This is a genomic window from Kribbella sp. NPDC058693 (genome assembly GCF_042715335.1).
Taxonomy (GTDB): Bacteria; Actinomycetota; Actinomycetes; order Propionibacteriales; family Kribbellaceae; genus Kribbella; species Kribbella jiaozuonensis.
This window is the reverse complement of sequence record NZ_JBHXSQ010000007.1, coordinates 136,092-156,908: the sequence shown is the minus strand read 5'-3', so window position 1 is coordinate 156,908 and position 20,817 is coordinate 136,092. Positions and strand designations below refer to the sequence as shown.

The following is a 20,817-nucleotide window of genomic DNA, read 5'->3' as shown; positions in this document are numbered from 1 at the left end:
GGGAGGCGTCAGATGAGCACGAAGGACTGGCTCGAGAAGGACTTCTACAAGGTTCTCGGCGTCTCCAAGACCGCCGAGGCCGACGAGATCAAGAAGTCCTACCGCAAGCTGGCGCGCAAGTACCACCCCGACTCCAACGCCGGTGACGCGTCCGCGGAGGCCAAGTTCAAGGAGGTCTCCGAGGCGTACGACGTCGTCGGCGACCCGAAGAAGCGCAAGGAGTACGACGAGGCGCGCCGGCTGTTCGGCAGCGGCGGCTTCCGGATGCCGGGCGGCAACAGCCAGGGCGGCGGCGGGTTCAACTTCGACGTCGGCGACCTGTTCAACCGCGGCGGCTCCGGCGGCAGCAGCGGTGGCGGGCTCGGCGACATCCTGGGCGGCATGTTCGGCGGTGGCGGTCAGCGCACGACCACCTCGACGACGGCCCGTCCGCGGCGCGGCCAGGACATCGAGACCGAGGCGACGATCGAGTTCGCCGAGGCCGTGAACGGTGTCACGGTCGGGCTCCGGATGACCAGCGACGAGCCCTGCCCGACCTGTCACGGGACGGGTGCGAAGTACGGCACGGTGCCGAAGGTCTGCCTGAAGTGCGAAGGCACGGGGATGCAGACCTCGGTGCAGGGCGGCGTGTTCGCCATGACCGAGCCGTGCACCGAGTGCAAGGGTCGTGGCCTGGTCGTCGACCAGCCGTGCGAGACCTGCCACGGCTCCGGCCGCGGCCAGTCGAGCAAGACCATGCAGGTCCGCATCCCCGCGGGCGTGCAGGACAACCAGCGGATCCGGCTCAAGGGCAAGGGCGCGGCCGGCGAACGGGGTGGCCCCGCGGGCGACCTCTACGTCACCGTGCACGTGAAGTCGCACCGGATCTTCGGCCGGCAGGGCGAGCACCTGACGCTGAACGTCCCGGTGAGCTTCACCGAGGCGGCGCTGGGCGCCGAGATCAAGGTTCCGACCCTGGACGGTCTGCCCGTCACGGTCCGGATCCCGGCCGGTACGGCGAACGGCAGCAAGCTGCGCGTCCGCGGCAAGGGATCGGTCCGGCGGGACGGGACCAAGGGAGACCTGCTGCTCACCCTCGAGGTGCAGGTGCCGCACGAGTTGACCGACGAGCAGAAGGAAAAGCTGCAGGAGTTCAACTCCGCGTCGGAGCATCCTGATCTGCGGGCCGGGTTGTTCGGGAGCTCGTGATGGGTATCCCGTTCAGCCAGGTGCCGACCTGGGACGACCGCACCCCGATCTACGTGATCTCGGTGGCGGCCCAGCTGGCCGGCATGCATCCGCAGACCTTGCGCCAGTACGACCGGCTCGGCCTTGTGGTGCCGAGCCGGGCGTCCGGCCGCGGCCGGCGGTACTCGGCGTACGACGTGGCGAGGCTGCGCTATGTGCAGCACCTGTCCCAGGAAGAGGGCATCAACCTCGCGGGAATTCGCCACATCCTCGCGCTACAGTCGGAAGTGGAGGACCTGCGTCAGCGGGTCAACCAGCTTCTGGCCGAGGTTCAACGTGGTGTCGGCGCCTCCCGGCGCACCGCCACCAGCCGGGTCTTCTCGGCCGGCCCAGCAGGCGACGTGATCGCCATGGGCCGGCAGCAGACCACGACACGCTGGATCCGCACCCAGCCCCTGGAACTCGGCTCGCGCTGATCCTTCACCCCGGGTGATTCCCATACCACCGGAGGTACTCCGAAACCCACCCTCGGAGGCCTCCGGCTCCGGTGGAGGCCGTCGTTCCCCCGCGACGCCTCCACAGTCGAAGGCGCGTCATTCCCCCCGGCGCCCTTCGACCCCGCGGGGTGGTCCGTCCTGGACCGCCCCGCGGCCTCTTCACCAGAGCCTCCGGCCGACCCGGCCGGGGGCTCTGCGTGCGTTCATCTGCCGGTCACCCTTGAACCTGTTGTCTGCGGCAGGCGACCGCATACCCTGGCGAGGTGACGCTGAAGCTGGAGACGGACCGGCTGCTGATCCGGGACTGGGAGGAAGACGACGCCGACGCCGCGCTGGAGATCTTTGGCTCCGCCGACGTGGCGCCCTGGCTGTCACCTGCGATCGACAAGGTGCCGGATGCCGCGACCATGCGGATGATCCTGCAGTCCTGGATCGAGGCCCAGCCGAACTTCGTGGTCCCGGCCGGTCGCTGGGCGGTCGCCCGCCGCGACGACGGCGAGATCGTCGGCGCCCTGCTGATCCGGCTGCTCCCGCCGTACGAGGAGGATCTGGAGATCGGCTGGCAGCTGCGGCCGAGTGCCTGGGGCAACGGGTACGCGACGGAGGCGAGCCGAGGGCTGATGCGCTGGGCGTTCAAGGAGGGTGACGTCGACGAGCTGTTCGCGGTCGCCCGCCCGAACAACAAGCGCGCGATCGCGACTGCGAAGCGCCTCGGCATGCAGTGGGTCGGCGAGACCGACAAGTACTACGACCTGAATCTGCAGGTCTACCGCATGCGCGCCTCCGAGTTCAGCACCTAAGGCCCTCACCGGCCACCCATCGCCGGCTCCGGCTGGAGCCCGCGATCGGTGACGCCTGCCGACTACCCGGAGTGCTGCCCACCCTGAAAGATCCCTGGGATTTTTCAGAGTTGAGTGGAATGGACTCAAGTTTCGGTAGGTTGTGTCTGGTGAGACTTGTTAGTTGAGCTGGAAAGGCTGGATATAGATGGACGTTCAGCGGTTGACGACGCTGGCCCGGGAAACCTTGTCGGTCGCGATCCGTCAGACGTCCGCGGCGGGCAACCCGACCGTGGAACCGATTCACCTGCTCTCCGCGCTGCTCGCGCAGCCCGAGGGGACGACGATCGGTCTGCTCGAGGCGGCCGGCGGCGACATCGACGCCGTACGCCAGAAGACTGCGGCGCAGCTGAGCCGGCTGCCGAAGGCGAGCGGTGGCAGCGTGCAGGCGCCGAGCCTGTCGCCGAAGACCGGCGAGGTGCTGAACCAGGCAGAGCAGCGGGCCCTCGGGCTCGGGGACGAGTACGTCTCCACCGAGCACCTGCTGATCGCGCTCGCGACCGTCGAGGGTGCGGCCCAGACCGCGCTCGGCGTGACGGCGGACGCGCTGCTGCAGGCGTTCGACCAGATGCGGGGCAATCGCCGGATCACCTCCCCGGAGGCTGAAGGCACCACGAAGACGTTGGAGAAGTACGGCGTCGACCTGACCGAGCGGGCCAAGGAGGGCAAGCTCGACCCGGTCATCGGCCGTGACTCCGAGATCCGGCGCGTGGTCCAGGTGCTGTCCCGTCGTACCAAGAACAACCCGGTGCTGATCGGTGAGCCCGGCGTCGGTAAGACCGCCGTCGTCGAGGGGCTGGCCCAGCGGATCGTGGCCGGTGACGTGCCCGAGTCGCTGCGTGGCCGCCGGCTGATCAGCCTGGACCTCGGTGCGATGGTCGCGGGTGCGAAGTACCGCGGTGAGTTCGAGGAGCGGCTGAAGGCCGTGCTGACCGAGATCAAGGAGTCCGACGGTCAGATCATCACGTTCATCGACGAGCTGCACACCGTCGTCGGCGCCGGTGCGTCCGGCGAGGGTGCGATGGACGCCGGCAACATGCTGAAGCCGATGCTGGCCCGCGGTGAGCTGCGGATGATCGGTGCGACGACCCTGGACGAGTACCGGACCCGGATCGAGAAGGACCCGGCGCTGGAGCGTCGTTTCCAGCAGGTGTTCGTGGGCGAGCCGTCGGTCGAGGACTCGATCGCGATCCTGCGCGGTCTGAAGGAGCGGTACGAGGCGCACCACAAGGTCGCCATCTCCGACTCGGCCCTGGTCGCCGCGGCCACGCTGTCGCACCGGTACATCTCCGGCCGGCAGCTGCCCGACAAGGCGATCGACCTGGTCGACGAGGCAGCGTCCCGGCTGCGGATGGAGATCGACTCGTCCCCGGTCGAGATCGACTCACTGCGTCGTACCGTCGACCGGTTGAAGATGGAGGAGCTCGCGCTGTCCCGCGAGGAGGACCCGTCGTCGCAGGAGCGGCTGGAGCGGCTGCGTGCCGACCTCGCCGACCGCGAGGAGGAGTTGCGCGCGCTCGAGGCCCGTTGGGACCGGGAGAAGTCCGGCCTTAACCGGGTCGGTGAGGTCAAGGAGCGCATCGACGAGCTGCGCGGCCAGGCCGAGCGCGCCCAGCGCGACGGCGACCTGGAGACCGCGTCCCGGCTGCTGTACGGCGAGATCCCGCAGCTCACCAAGGAGCTCGAGGAGGCCGGTGCCGAGGAAGAGGTTGCCGAGGGCCCCGAGGCCATGGTCAACGAGGAGGTCGGTCCGACCGAGATCGCCGAGGTGATCGCGATGTGGACCGGGATCCCGACCGGGCGGCTGCTCGAGGGCGAGACCGGCAAGCTGCTCCGGATGGAGGACGAGCTGGGTCGCCGGCTGATCGGTCAGCGCGAGGCGGTCAAGGCCGTGAGTGACGCCGTACGGCGGGCGCGGGCCGGCATCTCCGACCCGGACCGGCCGACCGGTTCATTCCTGTTCCTCGGTCCGACCGGTGTCGGTAAGACCGAGCTGGCGAAGGCGCTGGCGGACTTCCTGTTCGACGACGAGCGGGCGATGGTCCGGATCGACATGTCGGAGTACGGCGAGAAGCACAGCGTCTCGCGGCTGGTCGGCGCCCCGCCCGGCTACGTCGGGTACGAAGAGGGCGGCCAGCTCACCGAGGCGGTGCGGCGACGTCCGTACTCGGTGATCCTGCTGGACGAGGTGGAGAAGGCGCACCCCGAGGTCTTCGACATCCTGCTGCAGGTGCTGGACGACGGTCGGCTGACCGACGGCCAGGGTCGTACGGTCGACTTCCGCAACGTGATCCTGATCCTGACCAGCAACCTGGGTTCGGCGTACCTGGCCGACATGTCGCTGGACGAGAAGGCCAAGCGGGACCAGGTGATGGCGGTCGTGCGGCAGTCGTTCAAGCCGGAGTTCATCAACCGGCTGGACGAGATCGTGCTGTTCGACGCGCTCGGCAGCGAGGAGCTGACGCAGATCGTGGCGCTGCAGATCGCCGCGCTGCAGCGGCGGCTGACCGACCGGCGGATCACCCTCGAGGTGGACGAAGGCGCGATGGAGTGGCTGGCGATGACCGGGTACGACCCGGTGTACGGCGCCCGCCCGCTGCGCCGGCTGGTCCAGTCCGCGATCGGTGACGAGCTGGCTCGCGGGTTGCTCGACGGCTCGGTTCGCGACGGCGAGACCGTCAAGGTGACCCTCAACGAGTCCAAGGACGCCCTCGAGGTGTCCTGACAGCATCCGGGGCCCGGTCCTTCGTGGACCGGGCCCCGGTCTGTTCAGATCCGGTAGCTCAGGATCGTGACGCCGTTGTCCAAGGCGGTCTGGTTGTTCAGGGTGAGTTTCGTCTGCGGAGTGTCATCCGCGAACAGCTTCTGCCCGGTGCCCAGCAGCACCGGGTGCAGCATCAGGTCGAGCTCGTCGACCAGGTCGTTGGCGAGCAGGCTGCGGAGCAGGGTCGGGTTGCCGTACATGATGATGTCGCCGCCGTCCTGCTTCTTCAGTTGCTTGAGGGCGGCGATCGTGTCGCCCTCCAGGAGCTCGGCGTTCCAGGTCAGGTCGCCCTTGATGGTGCTTGAGGCAACCAACTTCCGCAGGCTGCGGAGGCGATCGCCGTACGGCCCCTCGGCGTTGCCCCAGGCGGCGGCGAACATCTCGTACGTACGACGTCCGCAGAGGAAGTAGTCGCATCCGGCCAGGGCCTCGATGGAGAGTCGCACCGACTCATCCCCGAAGTACGGCAACGCCCACCCGCCGAACGACGTACCGCCGTAACCACCCGGATCCTCGGCGACGCCGTCGAGGGTGACGAGGGCCGAGGCGATGATCTTGCGCATATCTCTTCCTTTCGAGTGTTTGCTGTGTAGACCGGGCTCGGCGCCGAAAGGAATCGGAGAGAATGGGGAAGTGACGCACTGGGTCAACACCACGCACGACTGGGCAGCCTCCGTCGACCGGGATCATCTGAACGCGATCCGTGCAGACGCCGATCGGTATGCGCCCGGGGGTGTGCTGCACCTGGTGCTCGAGGTGCTCGCCTACGCGGACGACGAGGCCGAGTCTGCCGGGGAGCGTGGGGTGTGCTCGGTGAGGTTGTACGACGACGGGTCGATCGCGATCGCCGACAACGGCCGCGGGACCGACACCCGCGTCGACGAGCAGGGCAAGGTGGTGAAGAAGCCGGTCATGGCGACGAAGGACCTCCGGTTCTTCGACGATCCGTCGGCCCCGTTGCTCCCCGACGGGCATCCGCGGCGCGGGATGTCCGTCGTCGCCGCGCTCAGCGACTGGCTGGTCCACACCAACCGCCGTACGAACGGCTCCTGGACCCAGCGCTACGAGCACGGCATCCCGGTCACCTCATTGGACCCGATCGACTCCGACGGCAGCACGGGCACGACGGTGCGCTTCCGGCCGTCGTACGGCGAGGTCGTGGACCTCACGCCGTACCTGCGCTTTCCTCATCTCGACATCAGGTCTTTGCGGAAGAAGTAGTTCGTGTGCCCGGGCGGGTAGTCGTGCTTTACGCCGTACTCGAGGTAGCCCGCCTTGCGGTAGAAGTCGGGCGCCTGGAAATCGAAGGTGGTGACGTCTGACCACTGGCACCCGCGTCGGCGGCCTTCCTCCTCGATCGACCGGAGCAGGGCGCTGCCCAGACCCTGGCCGCGCGTGGTGTCGTCGACCCACATCGTGTCGATGGTGAGCCAGTGCCAGACCCGCTCGACGCGCCCGACGCATCCGCCTCGGAGGGCGCCGTCCGGACCGAGAGCAAACACCTGCACCGGCTCCGACTTCAGATTCGCCGGCTCGAACCGCTCCTGGACTGCCGTCGACCGGGACTGGTTGTAGGCGACCAGTTGGTCTACCAGTTGGTCCTCGAGACCCGCGTCCGGCTCGATCCGGAGTTCGAACTCGTCCACGTGGTCACTGTCGTGCTTGCGTGCCTTCCGGGCAACACATTTCCCGGTCCGGCTTGGGCGATCTGGCAGGATCAGGGGAGGGGGCAGCTGGAAGGAACTTCGGAGCGAATGAGCGAGCAGCGCGGCGATCTGCCGGGCGAGGAACAACCAGGGCCGTACAGCGGTCTGTTCGGTGCGGCTCCGGACACCTACAGCTACCAGTCGACTCCGCCCAAGCAGGTGACGATCGCCTCGGTCATCGCGATCGGCCTGGGCATGATGTGCCTACTGCTAGCGATCCTCACCCTCACCTCCGCCGGCGACCAGATCTCCGAAGTACTCACCGGCTCCCGCGGCAACGCTCCGGTCGCGGTCGCCGCGGCGATGATCTGCGCCTTCATCTACCTCGTCCCCGCCCTCTACCTCCGCAAACGCCGCCCCTGGTCCCGCTACATGCTGATAGCCGTATCCGCCCTAGGCATAGCCGGCGGCGCCATGGCCCTCCCCGCCAGCATCCTCGGCCTCGCAATCCACCTAACCCTCCTAACCCTCATGCTCCAACGCCCCACCAAACTCTGGTTCCACCGCTGACCCCACAATCTGCCCCGGGTTGCCCCGCAATGCCCCACGACACCTGTGGATGACGACGGTCGTGCGATGCCCGACTCCGGCACAATCCGGTGGTGCCCAACTCGTCCGCCCCAGATCCCGCCCTCAGCGCAGGGATCGACGAGTCCGTCCTGGTCGGCGACGATCGGCGTCCGGGGAGCTACACACTCGCAGCGGTCATCGCCGATGATGCCGCGGCCGAGAGCCTCCGAGCGGAGCTCCGGACGCTCACGCAGCGAAAGGTTGTGCGTCTGCACTGGGTCGCGGAGTCGGCCAAGCGGAGGGATGTGATCGCCGCAACCGTTGCGCGCCTCGGTCTCGTGGCGATTGTTGTGGTCGGCAGCCCGGTTCACAGGCAGAAGCAAGAGCGTGCTCGGCGGTGCTGCCTGGAATTCCTGTTCTACGAACTGGATCAGCTGGGAGTGGGCAAGGTCTGGCTCGAGTCGCGGGCGCGGTGACAGCAGCCAACCTGAGCGAGCCGAGGTGGCTGCTGGCGATGTCCGAGATGGTTGCCGTGCATCACGTGACGGTCCGCTAGAAACGCGAAAGCTGGGCCCCATCATCCGGGTGGGAATCCCAGCTTCACTTCTCTCCAAGCAGCACCTGGTGAGCTGATCCCATTGTGGCACATCGTGGGCCTGACTGTCGTGGCCCATCCACAGTCAGGCTCAGAGTTTCTGTAGGCGGTTGAGGGCTTCTTGGAGGACTTCGGGTTGTTTGCAGAAGGCCCAGCGGACGAGGGGGCGGCCTAGGTCGGTGTTGTCGTAGAAGACTTGGTGGGGGATGGCTACTACGCCGGTTTTTTCGGGGAGTTGGCGGCAGAAGGTGATGCCGTCGGTGTGGCCGAGGGGGCGGATGTCGGTGGTGATGAAGTAGGTGCCGGCGGGGCGGTGGACCTCGAAGCCAAGGTCGGTGAGGCCGTTGGCGAGGAGGTCGCGGCGGGACTGGAGGTCGGCGCGGAGGGCGTCGAAGTAGTCGTTGCCTAAGGCAAGGGCGTTGGCGACGGCGGGCTGGAACGGGGCGCCGGAGGTGAAGGTGAGGAACTGCTTGGCGGTGGTGACGGCGGTGACGACCTCGGGCGAGCCGGTCACCCAGCCGATCTTCCAGCCGGTGACGGCGAAGGTCTTGCCGGCGCTGCTGATCGAGACGGTTCGGTCCGCCATCCCGTCGTACGACGCCAGCGGCCGGTGCTGCAGCCCGTCGTACACCAGGTGTTCGTAGACCTCGTCGGTGATGACGACCAGGTCGTGCTCGACGGCGACATCCCGAATCCCCTGGAGCTCGTCATCGGTCAGGACGGTGCCGGTCGGGTTGTGCGGCGAGTTGATCAGCAGGACCTTCGTCCGCGGCGTGATCGCGGCTCGCAGTTCATCCAGATCCAGCCGGTACGACGGTGCCCGCAGCGTCACCGGGACACGACGTCCGCCGGCGAACGCAATCCCGGCGGCGTACGAGTCGTAGTACGGCTCGAGGGCGATCACCTCATCGCCCGGCTCCACGAACGCGAGCAGCGCGGCCGCGACCGCCTCGGTGGCACCGGTGGTGACCAGGACCTGCGTATCCGGGTCATATGACAGGTCATAGAACCGCTTCTGATGGTCCGCGATCGCCTGCCGCAGCGCAGGCACGCCGCGAGCCGGCGGATACTGGTTCGCCCCCGCGCGGATCGCCGCGATCGCGTCCTCGAGCAACGAGTCCGGCCCGTCCCGGTCCGGGAACCCCTGACCGAGGTTGACCGACCCGGTCGCCACCGCGAGCGCGGACATCTCGGCGAAGATCGTCGTACCCAGTCCGTCCAACCGCTCAGCGTGTGCGCGCATTGCTCAACCCTCGACCGCCGTGACCATGTGCGCAAGCCAGGCGCGCGCGGCCGAGCGGTCGGCAGCGGTGAACGACGCCTCGAGTTCGTCCTCGACCTTGCGGATCGCCGGCGTCGCCTCGTCGAGTCGCCGGGCTCCGGCGTCGGTCAGGTGGACCTGCTGGGTACGGCGGTCTTTCGGGTTCGGCCTGCGTTCGACCAGGCCGGCCCGCTCCATCCCCGTGATCAGCTCGTTGGCCGACTGCCGCGTCGTACCGACCACGCGGCCGACGTCGGCGATGGTCAGGCCCGGATCCTTCCGCACGCAGAGCAGCGTCCCGTACTGCTGCACCGACAGCCCGTGCTCGGCGAGCGCCTCGGCGAGCACGGAGCGCATGCTCAGCCACGCATGCCGGACGAGGAACGTCACGCAGCCGTCGTCGGCGTAGGAGTCCATGCTCCCCATTCTGCCCGGGTCCGGGAGAGGACACGAAAATGGAGATTGACAGGTTCCTGTCAATCGAGGATGATCGAGATCTCGTCAGGGTCCTGACAATTATAGGAGACTTCGTGTCCTCGATCGACCTCATCCCTGAGCGGCGCCAACGCCGCATTCTTGCCATCCTGGTCGTCTCGGCCGTCCTGATCTGGATCGACTCGACCGTTCTCGGTATCGCTCTCGAACGCCTGGCCGACCCCGTCGACGGCCTCGGCGCCACGCCCGGCCAGCTGCAGTGGGCCGTCGGCATCTATTCGCTGCTCTTCGCCACCGCGCTGTTCCTGGCCGGTGCGCTCGGTGACCGCTACGGCCACCGGACCATCCTGATGCTCGGTCTGCTGATCTTCGGCGGTGCGTCCGCCTGGGCCGCCTGGGCCGGCGACCCCGTGTCCCTCATCCTCGCCCGCGCCTTGATGGGCCTCGGCGGCGCGCTGATCATGCCGCCGTCGATGGCGATCATCGGCTGGACCTTCCCGCCGGAGCGCCGGGCCGGCGCGATCGCGATCTGGGGCTCGTCGGCCGGTGTCGGCGTCGCCGTCGGGCCGGTGCTCGGCGGCCTGCTGATCGACCACTTCTGGTGGGGTTCGGTCTTCACCATCAACCTGCCGATCGTCGCGTTCGGCCTGATCGGCGCCGCCCTCGTCCTGCCGAACCCGCGCAGCCCGCAGCGTCGCCGGCTCGATCCGCTCGGCCTCGGCCTGTCCACCCTCGGTCTGCTCGGCCTCTCGTACGGCCTGATCGAAGGCGGCCACGAGGGCGGCTGGGACCGCTGGCAGGTCTGGGCGAGCATCGCGGCCGGACTCGTCCTGCTCGCCGGATTCATCTTCTCCGAATGGCGGGAACGCGAGCCGAGCTTCGACCCGCGCCTGTTCCGCAACCGCCGGTTCGCGGCCGGCAACTTCACCCTCGCGGTCGTGTTCCTCCTGCTGACCGGCCAGAGCTTCTACCTCGCCTTCTACCTGCAGGGTGCCCGCGGCATGAGCGCGCTGTCAGCAGGTCTGATGTCGTTGCCTGCAGCAAGCGGCGTCATCGTCGGCTCGCAGCTGGGCTCCCGGCTGGCGGCCCGGTTCGGTGTTGCGAAGGTCTCCGGTACGGCGGTCCTCGTGCTCGCAGCCAGCTCGTCGATGAACCTGCTGTACGACGTCGACACCTCGCTCGTCTGGGTCGGTGTCGTCGGCGCACTGGTCGGCCTGTCCATCGGCATGACCACGGCTCCGACGACGACCGCAGTACTGGCGACGCTCCCGCTGGATCGCATGGGCGCCGGATCGGCCGTCAACAACGTACTTCGCCAGGTCGGCAGCGTGCTCGGGGTTGCCATCCTCGGCACGATCGTCTCCTCGACGTACCAGCACCGGATCGCGCCGTCGCTCGTCGGCCTACCCGATGAAGCCGGTACGTCGGCCGAGGCGACCCGGCACGTCGCGGCCACGCTCGGCCGCCCCGAGTTGGTGAAGGCCGCGAACGACGCGTTCATCCACGCCATGCACGTCGCGGCTCTCGTCGGTGCCGGCATCGTCCTGGTCGGCGCCATCGTCCTGATGCTCGCATTCCGGCAAACCAGCCGGCCTGCAAAGGTTCAGGAAGAGGCGCCGACGCAGACGGTCGAGGTCTGAGGGGGTGTCACCCGGTCCCACGCCTACTGCGCGGCACTCGGCACGGCACCTCGCCGCACTGGAGCAAAGGGCACGATGCTCCGCATCGAACCCTCCGCTCCAGCACGCCGATGCACCGCGCCGAGCACCTGCTCGCTACGGCGTGGGACCGGGCGACACCCCCTAGCTCCAAGGTGACGGCGGCGGGGGCGGTACGACGGCGGGGCGGTCCTCGCACCACGTCGCGCCGGTCCAGCCGCCGTCGTTGCCACCGAGGTCCCGGACCTCGAACTCCGGCGGGCCGTTGAAGTGGAACGTCCCGCAGTTGTTGACGAACGGCGCGCCGACGTTGCGTGCGTCGACGTTCTCGAACGTCGCCCAGCCGCCGACCCGCGCGTTGACCACGTTGGTCCCGGTGCCGTCGACCTTGATGTTGCGGACGGCAACGTTCGTGATCCCGTAGTCGTCCTTCACCGGCCAATCGACGACGAACATCATCGCGTTGTACGTGGAGTCCAGGAACGAGCTGTCGGTGATCTCGATCGTCCCGGACATCGTCGACTGCAAGGCGTACAGCCAGATCGCGCCGAGCCCGATGTCCCAGTTCAGATCCCGCGGACCGCCGCGGACCGTGGTGTTGCGGGCGAACGTCAGCTTGCCCTCGAACGGCGTCGCGTTGAACCGCGAACCGGCATGCAGCGTGCTGCCCTCGCGGATCGGGTCCGCGACCAGGTTGTCGGTGACCGCGTTGTCGCGACCGCCGTAGATCGCGATGTCGTTCGCGAGCACCGGCGTCTGCACGGTGTTGTGGTCGTACACGTTGTTGTGGTTGACCAGGCCGTCGGCGTTCGACTCCGACCACATCGCCAGTCCGTCGTCACCGCTGTTGCGGACGAAGTTGTTGGTCGCCCGAACGTTGGAGACACCAAGGTGCAGGTTCATGCCGTCGGCAACAGCGTCGGTGATGACGTTGTTGCGGATCAGCAGCCCGTCCATCGGGCCGTCGAGCCAGATGCCGACCTTGGTGTGATGCAGGTACAGGTTCTCGATCGTCGAGCCGCCGCCGATCGCGCCGCCGATCCCGTTCACCTGGTCGGTGTCGATGCGTTCGCGGACATCGCTCTCGATCGCGAAGTCCGACAGATGTACGCCGGTGCTCCCGCCGTCGGCGGCGTACTTGCCGTAGAAGCCTGGCGCGCTATGCACGGACTTGTCCGGCGCGGGCTCGGCCAGCGGGAGGACCTTGCCCTTGATGATCGTCCACCAGTTGCCGGCGCCGCGGACCGTCACCTTGTCGACGACGATGTGCCGGTTGACCTGGAACGTTCCGGCCGGGATGAACACCGACCACCCGATCCGTTGCGCCGCCGCGATCGTGCGCTCGATCGCGGGTGCGGCGTCACGTCCCCCGGTCGGGTCGGCGCCGAACAGCCGCACATCCAGAGAGCGAGCGGGTTGCCGGAGCGGCGCCTTCACCAGCTCGAAGTCCGCGACGTCGAGCACGGTCCACGCCGCCGCGGTCGCCCGAGGTACGGCGAACCGGACCCGCGAGCCGGCGTGGTACGTCCGGTCGAGCATCACGCGCTGCTCGTCGTAGAAGTGGTTCGGCCGGAACGGCTTGGCGACCGGGTCCGGTTCGGGCTTCCACCAGCCCGGGATCGGGTCCACGTTCGGGTCGTTCGAGAACGGATACATCCCGTAGAGCCAGGCGTACTGCGACGTCAGCGTCATCGTCTGCTTGTGCTTCCCGTTGACCGAGACGTCCAGCGGCGCGGTGATCCCGCCGCCACCCGGCGCGTCCGGGATGCTGTACCGCAACGTCAGCGCGTTGGCCGCACGGGTCAGCGTGAATTCGACGTACTGCTTGGGCTGCAGCCGTACGGCGGTCCGCCCGGAGGCCTCGGCCGGGAGCGTGTACGCGTCCCGCCCCGGGCCGATCTTCTCGCCGGTGTAGACGGCGTTCTCCGCCTCCTGCTCGACGAACGGTACGTCGGCACCGCGGCCGGCGACCAAGGCGGGATCGAGCCCGGCCCGGGTTGTCCGCGGCGCTGGGTGCGCGGCGGCTGACTGAGATGTGAGGACTGCTCCGAGGAGTGCGGTCGCACAGGCGACCGTGAGCAAGCGTGAACGGGACATTGGCGGATCCCCTCCGGACGAATTGTCTGGAGGTTATGCACTCGACGATCGGTGCGCAAGATCTCGACAGGTCAGAGAAATTTCCGGACCATGAAGACGTCGACCGGGTCCTCGCTGTCCACGACGAAGCCGTGGCGCTCGTACAACTTGCGGGCCGGACTGCCCTGCAGGACGTTCAGCCAGACGGTCCCGTCAGTGCTGTCCAGAACGGTCCGCAGTACTTCGGTGCCGAGGCCCTGGCCCTGGTGCTGCGGAGCCAGGTAGAAGTGCTCCAGCCACCGGCGATCCTCGGCCGGTCGGACGGCGATCGAGCCGGCCAGCTCGCCGCCGACCTCGATGATCTGGGTGTGCTCGGGTGAGAATCCGTCGCGCAGTCGCTGTCGGACGCGATGCGCGTCGTACCGGCCGAGGCGCTCCAGGTCCGGGCGCATGACGACGGCCCGGATCTCGACGAGGTCTTCGAGGTCACCGGATGCGGCCTGGCGCAAAGCGAATCTCATGGCAGGTCGGGCTGGGGTTCCGGGCGGAGGGCGCGGAGCCAGAGCTCGGTCTGGGCGATGTGGGCGGAGGCGGCGGTCTCGGCGGCCGCGGGGTCGCGGGTGACGATGGCGTCGAGGATGGCGCGGTGGCCGCGGTCGCTGGTCTGCTTGATCGCGTCGAAGTCGGCGCCGGGCTCGAAGATCCGGTAGTGGCCGCCGCGGCCGCGGATCACGTCGGTGAGCGCGGTGACGGTCGGGTTGCCGCCGGCCGAGCAGATCGCGCCGTGGAACTCGGCATCCAGGTGCTGGATCTCCACCGGGTCAGTGGTCGCCTCGAGCCGGTCGAGGATCGAGCTCAGTTGCGCGGCGAGCTCCGGATCCTGGCGAGCGGCTGCCGCGGCGGTTGCGTGTGACTCGAGGACTCGGCGTACCTCCAGCAGCTCGAGCAGGCCCTCGAGCGGGATCAGCTCGACCGACAGTGAGAACCGGCTGATGATCGAGGCCGGGTCCAGCGCCGAGACGTACGTGCCGGATCCGTGCCGGGACTCGATCACGCCGAGCGCGGCCAGCGACCGCACCGCCTCGCGCAACGAGCTGCGGGACACCCCCAGGTGGTCGCACAGCTCGGGCTCCGGCGGGAACTTCGCCCGCGGGCCGAGCTCGCCCGACGCGATCATCTGACGCAGACCGGCCAGCGCCTTGTCCGTGGCAGCCATTCGTCACCTCCTCCCCGAAGCGTAAGTCCTCAGACCAATCGTGGTCACATCCGCCACAAAGCGGTCGGCCACCCGCGACGAGCCGACCGATTCATCAGACGTCAGGAGGTGAGTTCGCGCGCCACGACGAGACCGAGCTGGAACCGCGTGGTGACGCCGCGGTCGGCCATAACGTGCGCGATCCACCGTCGCGTGGTCCGGAGGCTGATCCCCAGTTGCCGGGCGATCGCCTCGTCCTTCAGCCCGGCCGATAGCAGTTGTAGCACCCGCTGCTCGGACTTCGCCGGCGGCTTGCCGCCGTTGAGGTGCTGGTCGAACGGGATGCTCCGCTCCCACATGCCGTCGAAATGCGTGACGAGCAGCGAGAGCAGGGAACTGGGATGGACGAGTACGGCGGTCTGCGCCACGTCCGCGCCGTCGACCCCCAACGGCAACAGCGCGAGACGCCGGTCGACGATGACCAGCTTGGTCGGCACCACCGGCGAGAGCCGGGCTTGCTCGCCCGCGTCGCGGAAGGCGGTCATCCTGGCGAGCTGGCCCGGCTCGGTCAGTGACTCGGTGGAGTAGATCGCCCGCCAGCGCACACCGCGGGCCAGCGCGTCCATCTCGTCCGGGTTGTCCTTGGCGCCGACGTACGGCGGCTTGTCGAACAACACGACTTCCTGCTCGGCGCCGCTCATCAGCTGGGCCGCGCGCTGGCTGATCGTCGACTGGCCGGTGATCAGCTCGACGACCTGCGACGTGTGCTCGTAGCGCGTGCCCTGGTGGAAGTCCGCGAGCAGACTCTCCGCTTCCAGCCTGGCCCGCTCGAGTTCGTCCTGGCGGCGGGCGATCAGCGATCCGACCGCGACATCCGGCGGCGCCGGGATGAACCTCGCCGGAACGCCGGGTCTCCTGCTCACCAGTCCGCATCGCTCGAGCCGCGAGATCGCCTGCCGGGCGCGGGTCGTGCCGATCCCGGTTCCGGTTGTCAGCTCGGCCAAGGTCGAGCCCGGAGCTGTCAGCAACTGCCGGTAGAGCTGCTCGTCCAGGGCGGCGACACCGACGGCGGCGAGCTTGCCTTCGTCAACTCGCTCACTGGACATCGTCGCGAGAGTACTCCGCGGAAGCGGTCGCGGCGCAGCGAATTTCTCGATGGCCGGTCAAGGACATTGGCTTCATCGTGCCGCCGGAAACCCTGGCCGTACGCCGCGCGCGGTGAGCACACTGCATCCGCCATAGATCGATTTCCGTCCTCCATCGGGAGTGCCCCCATGCATCCTGTACCGAGACGTGTCGTCCGAGGGGCGCTGGCGTTGGCGACGCCGCTGACGCTCGTCCTCGCCGCCACACCGGCCGTCGCCAACCAGCCCACAGCAACCCCTCCTACGCCCAGCACGCGGGTGATCGTCCAGTTCGCCGGCCAGCCGGTCCCGGAGCAGGCGGCGGTCCGGGCCGCACATGCGAGCTTCCGGCAGGCCGTCGCCACCGCCGGCATCCACGCCACCGTCACCCGCGAGTTCACCCAACTCCTCAACGCCGTCGCGGTCACGACAGACGCGGCCGGTGTCGCCCGGCTCCGCACCCTTCCCGGCGTGACCGCGGTCTATCCGGACCAGCAGGTGCACTCCAGCGGTGACGCCGCAGTGGCGCAGATCAAGGCGCCCGAGGTGTGGCAGACCAAGGACCGGAAGGGTACGGCGGTCACCGGCGCCGGCCAGACGATCGCGATCGTGGACACCGGTATCGACTACACCCATCCCGATCTCGGCGGCGGGTTCGGCAAGGGTCACAAGGTTGCCGCCGGCTACGACTTCGTGAACAACGATGCCGACGCGATGGACGACAACGGACACGGCACCCACGTCGCCGGGATCGTCGCGGGCCGCAGTACGCAGGCCGACGGTCGGACCGGTGTTGCGCCGGGCGCGACCTTGACGGCGTACAAGGTGCTCGGTGCGGACGGCAACGGCTACGAGTCCGCGGTCATCGCCGGTTTCGAGGCCGCGGTTGCCGCCGACAACCCGTTCCGCGCGACCGTCGTGAATCTGAGCCTGTCCGGCGATCCGGCACCCGACGACCCGCTCGAGCAGGCCGCCGAGAACGCCGTCCACGACGGGGTCGTCGTCGTCGCGGCCGCGGGCAATGCAGGTCCGGGCGAGGGCACCGTCGGTTCGCCGGCGGAGGCGCCCGACGTCCTCGCGGTCGGCGCGAGCATCACCGGTATCGACGTACCGACCGTCGCCGTCACCGCGCCGGTCAAGCGCACCCTCGACGTCCAGCGGGTCGGGTTGTCGGCGAACCCGCCGGCCGGCGGTGAGGACCTGGAGGTCGTCGACGCGGTCAACGGCGCTCCCGGCGACTACGACTCGATCGATGCGACCGGCAAGGCCGTCCTGGTCGCGTACAACAGCGAGCTGCTCGGTGACATCCTTGCGACCGCCGAGCAGCACGGGGCAAAGGCGGTCCTGCTGCGGACTCCCAACTACTACAAGGGCGGCGCAGGCCACCTTCTGCTCCCGGCCTTCACCGCCGGTACGTCGGACCCTGGCAAGGCCTCGCTGGTAGCCACCGTGATGAACGGGACCGACGCCGCGGACCTCTCCCAGTGGCTCACGCAAGGCCCGGTCCGGGTGCACATCGGTGGCACCGACGCGACCGACCAGATCGCCGAGTTCAGCTCGCACGGCCCGGCGGCCGGAAGCTACGCGATCAAGCCGGATCTGGTCGCGCCAGGAGTCGAGATCCGGTCCACGTGGCCCGGCGGCCAGTACGCCGAGGACAGCGGCACCAGCATGGCCGCTCCGCACGTCGCCGGCGCCGCCGCGCTGGTCCGGCAGGCTCACCCCGACTGGACCGCCGACCAGGTCACCGCAGCTCTGACCGGCGGAGCTGACCGGCTCTCGACAACGTTGGACGCTGTCACCCAGGGATCGGGTCGCCTCGATGTGGCAAGCGCCGATCAGCTGGCAGTCCTGGCGAGCAGGCGCTCCCTGAGCCTGGGTGCCGCGGACCTCAGTAGCCACACGCTGCATTCCACGACCACGGTCACACTGACCAACGTGTCGTCCACGACCAGGACGCTGCACCTCGATGCGAAGTCGGCCACCGGTACTCCGGCGACGGTCTCTGTCACCCCGAGCTCCGCCCGGCTCAGCCCGGGGAAGAAGGTGACGGTCCGCGTCACAGTGACCGGCGCCCGTCCGTCCGGTGTTGCGGACTGGAGTGGGTGGCTGCGTGCCTCGGTCAGCGGGTCTCCGGACCTGTCCGTCCCCTGGCTCCTGGCCGTGCGGCCGCTCGACCTGCACGCCAACCCGGACCCGACCATCTCGGGTGCCTCCGTCTACATCCACTCCGACGCCGTCCTGACCGCGGCGCCGCGGGTGTCCGTGACCGCGCCCGGCTCGCACCACGCGATCACCGGTACGGCGACGTTCGACCACACAGGCTGGTGGAAGTACTCCGTACCTGCCGGGCCGGCCGGTGCGTACCAGGTGTCTGCGGTCGCTCGGACCCCATCGGGCGCGTGGCTCGACGGACAGACATCGTACGAAGAGCTGGGCACCGCGCACGGGTCCGGTCCGGACGGGTGGCAGTCCGTCGGTCCGGTCAGTCAGGGCGCGGAGAAGATCGGGTACACCTCGAAGGCCGGGCGGATGTTCGCCCAGCCGTACCTCTCGTCACGGCCGGGCGTCTTCCGGACCGATGACGGGGGCACCACCTGGCGTGAGCTGCGCAATCTGCCGATCGGTGGCGGTGTGGACCTCGGGATGGCGACCGACCCGACCCGGCCGGACACCGTGTACCTCGCGGTCGAGGGCGGACCGGACCCGACGTACCAGGGCAAGATCCTGGTCAGCCACGACGCCGGCGACACATGGACCACGCTGCCCTTCCCGGACGTGAGTCCGAGTGATCTGTCCATCGACCCGACCGGGCGGGTCCTCGTCGTACCGACGTTCGACAACAGCATCTACGTCAGCACCGACCGCGGTCAGACGTGGACGAACTACCCCAGCCCGGGGGAGCACCTGCAGCAGGTCAGCCTGATCGGCCACGACCTGTACTTCGGCGACGGTCTGAAGCTCTACGTGATCCGGAACGTCGACGGTACGCCGGAGCCGCGGCAGGAACTGTTCACGTCACCCGAGGACGACCAGTTCGTGGTGAGCGTTGCCGGAGACGCGAACCTCCTCGTAGCCCGTACTCCGCGGCGTCTCTATCTGTCCCGTGACCACGGTGCGAGTTGGCAACCCGGTCCGGCGGCGCCGGACGCGGACGCCTTCTCCTCGGTGCAGGTGGTCAACGGCGACGTGTACGCCGCGGCGTCGGACGAGATCTTCGTCGACCGGGGTGAGGGAGCGCAGTGGACCACGATGCCGAGCCCGGTCCACGGGGACCTCGTCCGGATCTCCGCGCCGCCGAACAGCAAGCAGTTGGTGGTCTCGGCCGCGGGCAGCGGGGTGTACCTCACCGATGACTCCGGTGCGACGTACCATCGCGTCGGTCTGACCAGCGCCGACGTACACGGCCTGGCCGTCGGCCAGGACGCATCCGGCAAGCCCACCCTTGTCGCCGGTACGACGTTCTCCACCTTCACGACCACACTGCCGGTGCAGCGGGTGCCCGACCCGGCCGGCTACGACTGGGGACTCAACGGCAGCGACATCCTGCTGGGAAACCGGATCACGGCGCTGACGACCGATCCAGCCGATCCGCACCGGCTGTTCCGGGCCGTGTCGAAGGCGCAGGGGCGTCCGACGATCGAGGAGTCGACCGACGGTGGCAGGACGTGGACGATCAAGCTGAACGTGCTCGCCGATGCACGGATCTACCAGCTTGTCGTCGACCCGGCGAACCGCGACTACATCTATGCGGCGGTGGACGACGTCCTCAGCCCGGGCGTGGTCGTCAGCCGTGACGGCGGCAAGACTTGGCGGAAGAACAACCTGCCCATCGGCGTCACGGCGATCGCCGCCGATCCGCGCAACCCCGACCACCTCTGGCTCGGCGGACCGGACGGGTTGTACCGCTCGGACGACCAAGGGCAGTCGGTCCAGCGGCTCTCCGCCGTACCGGTGTCGGTCATGGCGCTCGACCCGCGCAACCCGGACCACCTGGTCCTCGGCGGGAGCGGCCTGTTCGACAGCCGGGACGGCGGCCGCACGGTGAAGGCGGCCTCGACCTCCGGGTTCCGGCTGAACATCACCGCGCTGACGTACGGCGCCGACGGCCAACTCTTCGCGGCCGACGGTGACAGCTCCGACGCCGGACTCCCGGTCGGCGGCCGGGGCGTACTGAACAGCCGCGACGGTGGGCGCAGCTGGCACAACATCTCCGACGGACTGCCCAACCTGGACGTGGCGAGCCTGATCACGTCACCGGACGGGCAGTGGCTGTACGCCGGAACCGTCGGCGGTGGCGTCTACCGCGTCACGACTCACTGACCCGACAAGTAGCCGAGAAACGCTGGCAGGTCCTGCACCTGCCAGCGTTTCGGCGCGATCTGCTGGTACGGCGTCCCGTCGGCGGACGGCACGTGCGTGATCAGCGCCGTCGTCATCCCGCGTTCGTGCGGAAGGGCGAGGTTCACCTCGAGGTCGTCGATCATCGCCGCCCGCGCCGGGTCGATCGCGAACCGGGTCAGGAACGCGTCGAGGCTCTCGGCGTACGGCTTGGGGATCAGATCGCCCGCGATGATGTCGAAAACGTCGTCGAAATGGGTCGTCAGCCCGAGCCGGTTCAGCGCCTGCTCGGCGTGGTAGACGGAGCCGTTCGTGTAGACGAAGCGCCGTCCGGGCAATGCCGCGAGCGCCGCGGCGAGGGCGGGATCCGGGGTCAGCACCGTGTAGTCGATCCGGCGCTCGAACCCGAGGAACTCGTGCGGGTCGATGTTGCGCGTGACCATGGCGCCGCGCAACGAGGTGCCGTACTGCGCGACCAGCTCGGCCTGGATCCGCCGCGCGCCGGTCAGGTCGGTGCCGTAGAAGCCTGCGACGGCCGAGAGGATGCCGTGGGTCAGTTGCTCGGCCAGTGCAGAGCCGGCCGGATACAGCGTGTTGTCGAGGTCGAGGATCCAGGTGTCGACGTCAGACCGCATCTGGCCAGGGTAGT

The 20,817-nt window shown here is 68.7% G+C and carries 18 protein-coding genes; 9 read left to right on the top strand and 9 right to left on the bottom strand.

Annotated elements, in window-relative coordinates; translation table 11 throughout:
• Positions 1–12 precede the first annotated feature (12 nt).
• The 4 genes from dnaJ to clpB all read left to right on the top strand — a co-directional run bounded on the left by dnaJ (position 13) and on the right by clpB (position 5,228).
• Entirely contained in the window at positions 13–1,188 is a 1,176-nt protein-coding gene (gene dnaJ, locus ACFWUU_RS39835) for a molecular chaperone DnaJ (protein WP_380183800.1), read from the top strand.
• The gene (locus ACFWUU_RS39830) at positions 1,188–1,643 is read left to right on the top strand and encodes a heat shock protein transcriptional repressor HspR (RefSeq protein WP_130442662.1); all 456 of its coding nucleotides are present in this window, start codon (positions 1,188–1,190) and stop codon (positions 1,641–1,643) included. Before dnaJ ends, ACFWUU_RS39830 begins: the two co-directional genes overlap by 1 nt.
• Positions 1,644–1,927: 284 nt before the next feature.
• Positions 1,928–2,464, top strand: a complete 537-nt coding sequence (locus ACFWUU_RS39825; RefSeq protein WP_137256227.1) for a GNAT family N-acetyltransferase — start codon at positions 1,928–1,930, stop codon at positions 2,462–2,464.
• A 187-nt stretch (positions 2,465–2,651) separates the two neighbouring features.
• Positions 2,652–5,228, top strand: coding sequence for an ATP-dependent chaperone ClpB (gene clpB, locus ACFWUU_RS39820; protein ID WP_380183798.1), 2,577 nt, complete (start codon positions 2,652–2,654; stop codon positions 5,226–5,228).
• Between the two features lie 44 nt (positions 5,229–5,272).
• Here clpB and ACFWUU_RS39815 read toward each other — a convergent pair whose 3' ends face one another.
• Complete coding sequence (locus ACFWUU_RS39815; protein WP_380183796.1) at positions 5,273–5,830, bottom strand: dihydrofolate reductase family protein; 558 nt, start codon at positions 5,828–5,830, stop codon at positions 5,273–5,275.
• A 70-nt stretch (positions 5,831–5,900) separates the two neighbouring features.
• On the opposite strand from ACFWUU_RS39815, the gene ACFWUU_RS39810 reads away from it, so the two are divergent.
• A complete protein-coding gene (locus ACFWUU_RS39810; RefSeq protein ID WP_380183794.1) occupies positions 5,901–6,488 on the top strand; it encodes a hypothetical protein in 588 nt (195 codons plus the stop codon).
• Here ACFWUU_RS39810 and ACFWUU_RS39805 read toward each other — a convergent pair.
• Positions 6,455–6,913, bottom strand: coding sequence for a GNAT family N-acetyltransferase (locus tag ACFWUU_RS39805; RefSeq protein ID WP_380183792.1), 459 nt, complete (start codon positions 6,911–6,913; stop codon positions 6,455–6,457). The genes ACFWUU_RS39810 and ACFWUU_RS39805 overlap by 34 nt on opposite strands.
• A gap of 108 nt (positions 6,914–7,021) precedes the next feature.
• On the opposite strand from ACFWUU_RS39805, the gene ACFWUU_RS39800 reads away from it, so the two are divergent.
• Complete coding sequence (locus tag ACFWUU_RS39800) at positions 7,022–7,483, top strand: hypothetical protein (RefSeq protein ID WP_380183790.1); 462 nt, start codon at positions 7,022–7,024, stop codon at positions 7,481–7,483.
• 92 nt (positions 7,484–7,575) lie between these two features.
• Positions 7,576–7,959: a hypothetical protein gene (locus ACFWUU_RS39795; RefSeq protein ID WP_380183787.1), complete on the top strand. Its 384-nt coding sequence runs from the start codon at positions 7,576–7,578 to the stop codon at positions 7,957–7,959.
• A gap of 210 nt (positions 7,960–8,169) precedes the next feature.
• Here the strand turns inward: ACFWUU_RS39795 and ACFWUU_RS39790 are convergent, their stop codons facing one another.
• Complete coding sequence (locus ACFWUU_RS39790; protein WP_380183785.1) at positions 8,170–9,321, bottom strand: pyridoxal phosphate-dependent aminotransferase; 1,152 nt, start codon at positions 9,319–9,321, stop codon at positions 8,170–8,172.
• A 3-nt stretch (positions 9,322–9,324) separates the two neighbouring features.
• The gene (locus ACFWUU_RS39785) at positions 9,325–9,756 is read right to left on the bottom strand and encodes a MarR family winged helix-turn-helix transcriptional regulator (RefSeq protein WP_380183783.1); all 432 of its coding nucleotides are present in this window, start codon (positions 9,754–9,756) and stop codon (positions 9,325–9,327) included.
• Positions 9,757–9,869: 113 nt separating this feature from the next.
• On the opposite strand from ACFWUU_RS39785, the gene ACFWUU_RS39780 reads away from it, so the two are divergent.
• Positions 9,870–11,414, top strand: a complete 1,545-nt coding sequence (locus ACFWUU_RS39780; RefSeq protein WP_380183781.1) for an MFS transporter — start codon at positions 9,870–9,872, stop codon at positions 11,412–11,414.
• A 162-nt stretch (positions 11,415–11,576) separates the two neighbouring features.
• Here the strand turns inward: ACFWUU_RS39780 and ACFWUU_RS39775 are convergent, their stop codons facing one another.
• The 4 genes from ACFWUU_RS39775 to ACFWUU_RS39760 form a co-directional block, all read right to left on the bottom strand.
• A complete protein-coding gene (locus tag ACFWUU_RS39775) occupies positions 11,577–13,529 on the bottom strand; it encodes a glycosyl hydrolase family 28-related protein (RefSeq protein ID WP_380183779.1) in 1,953 nt (650 codons plus the stop codon).
• 71 nt (positions 13,530–13,600) lie between these two features.
• Positions 13,601–14,029: a GNAT family N-acetyltransferase gene (locus ACFWUU_RS39770; protein ID WP_380183777.1), complete on the bottom strand. Its 429-nt coding sequence runs from the start codon at positions 14,027–14,029 to the stop codon at positions 13,601–13,603.
• Complete coding sequence (locus ACFWUU_RS39765; RefSeq protein WP_380183775.1) at positions 14,026–14,724, bottom strand: FadR/GntR family transcriptional regulator; 699 nt, start codon at positions 14,722–14,724, stop codon at positions 14,026–14,028. The genes ACFWUU_RS39770 and ACFWUU_RS39765 overlap by 4 nt, the downstream gene beginning before the upstream one ends.
• 101 nt (positions 14,725–14,825) lie before the next feature.
• Complete coding sequence (locus ACFWUU_RS39760) at positions 14,826–15,809, bottom strand: helix-turn-helix domain-containing protein (RefSeq protein WP_380183773.1); 984 nt, start codon at positions 15,807–15,809, stop codon at positions 14,826–14,828.
• A 168-nt stretch (positions 15,810–15,977) separates the two neighbouring features.
• Between ACFWUU_RS39760 and ACFWUU_RS39755 the strand changes: the two genes are divergently transcribed.
• Positions 15,978–20,150, top strand: a complete 4,173-nt coding sequence (locus ACFWUU_RS39755; RefSeq protein WP_380183770.1) for a S8 family serine peptidase — start codon at positions 15,978–15,980, stop codon at positions 20,148–20,150.
• On the opposite strand, the gene ACFWUU_RS39750 is transcribed toward ACFWUU_RS39755, so the two are convergent.
• Entirely contained in the window at positions 20,144–20,803 is a 660-nt protein-coding gene (locus tag ACFWUU_RS39750) for a pyrimidine 5'-nucleotidase (protein ID WP_380183767.1), read from the bottom strand. The genes ACFWUU_RS39755 and ACFWUU_RS39750 overlap by 7 nt on opposite strands.
• Positions 20,804–20,817: the final 14 nt, after the last annotated feature.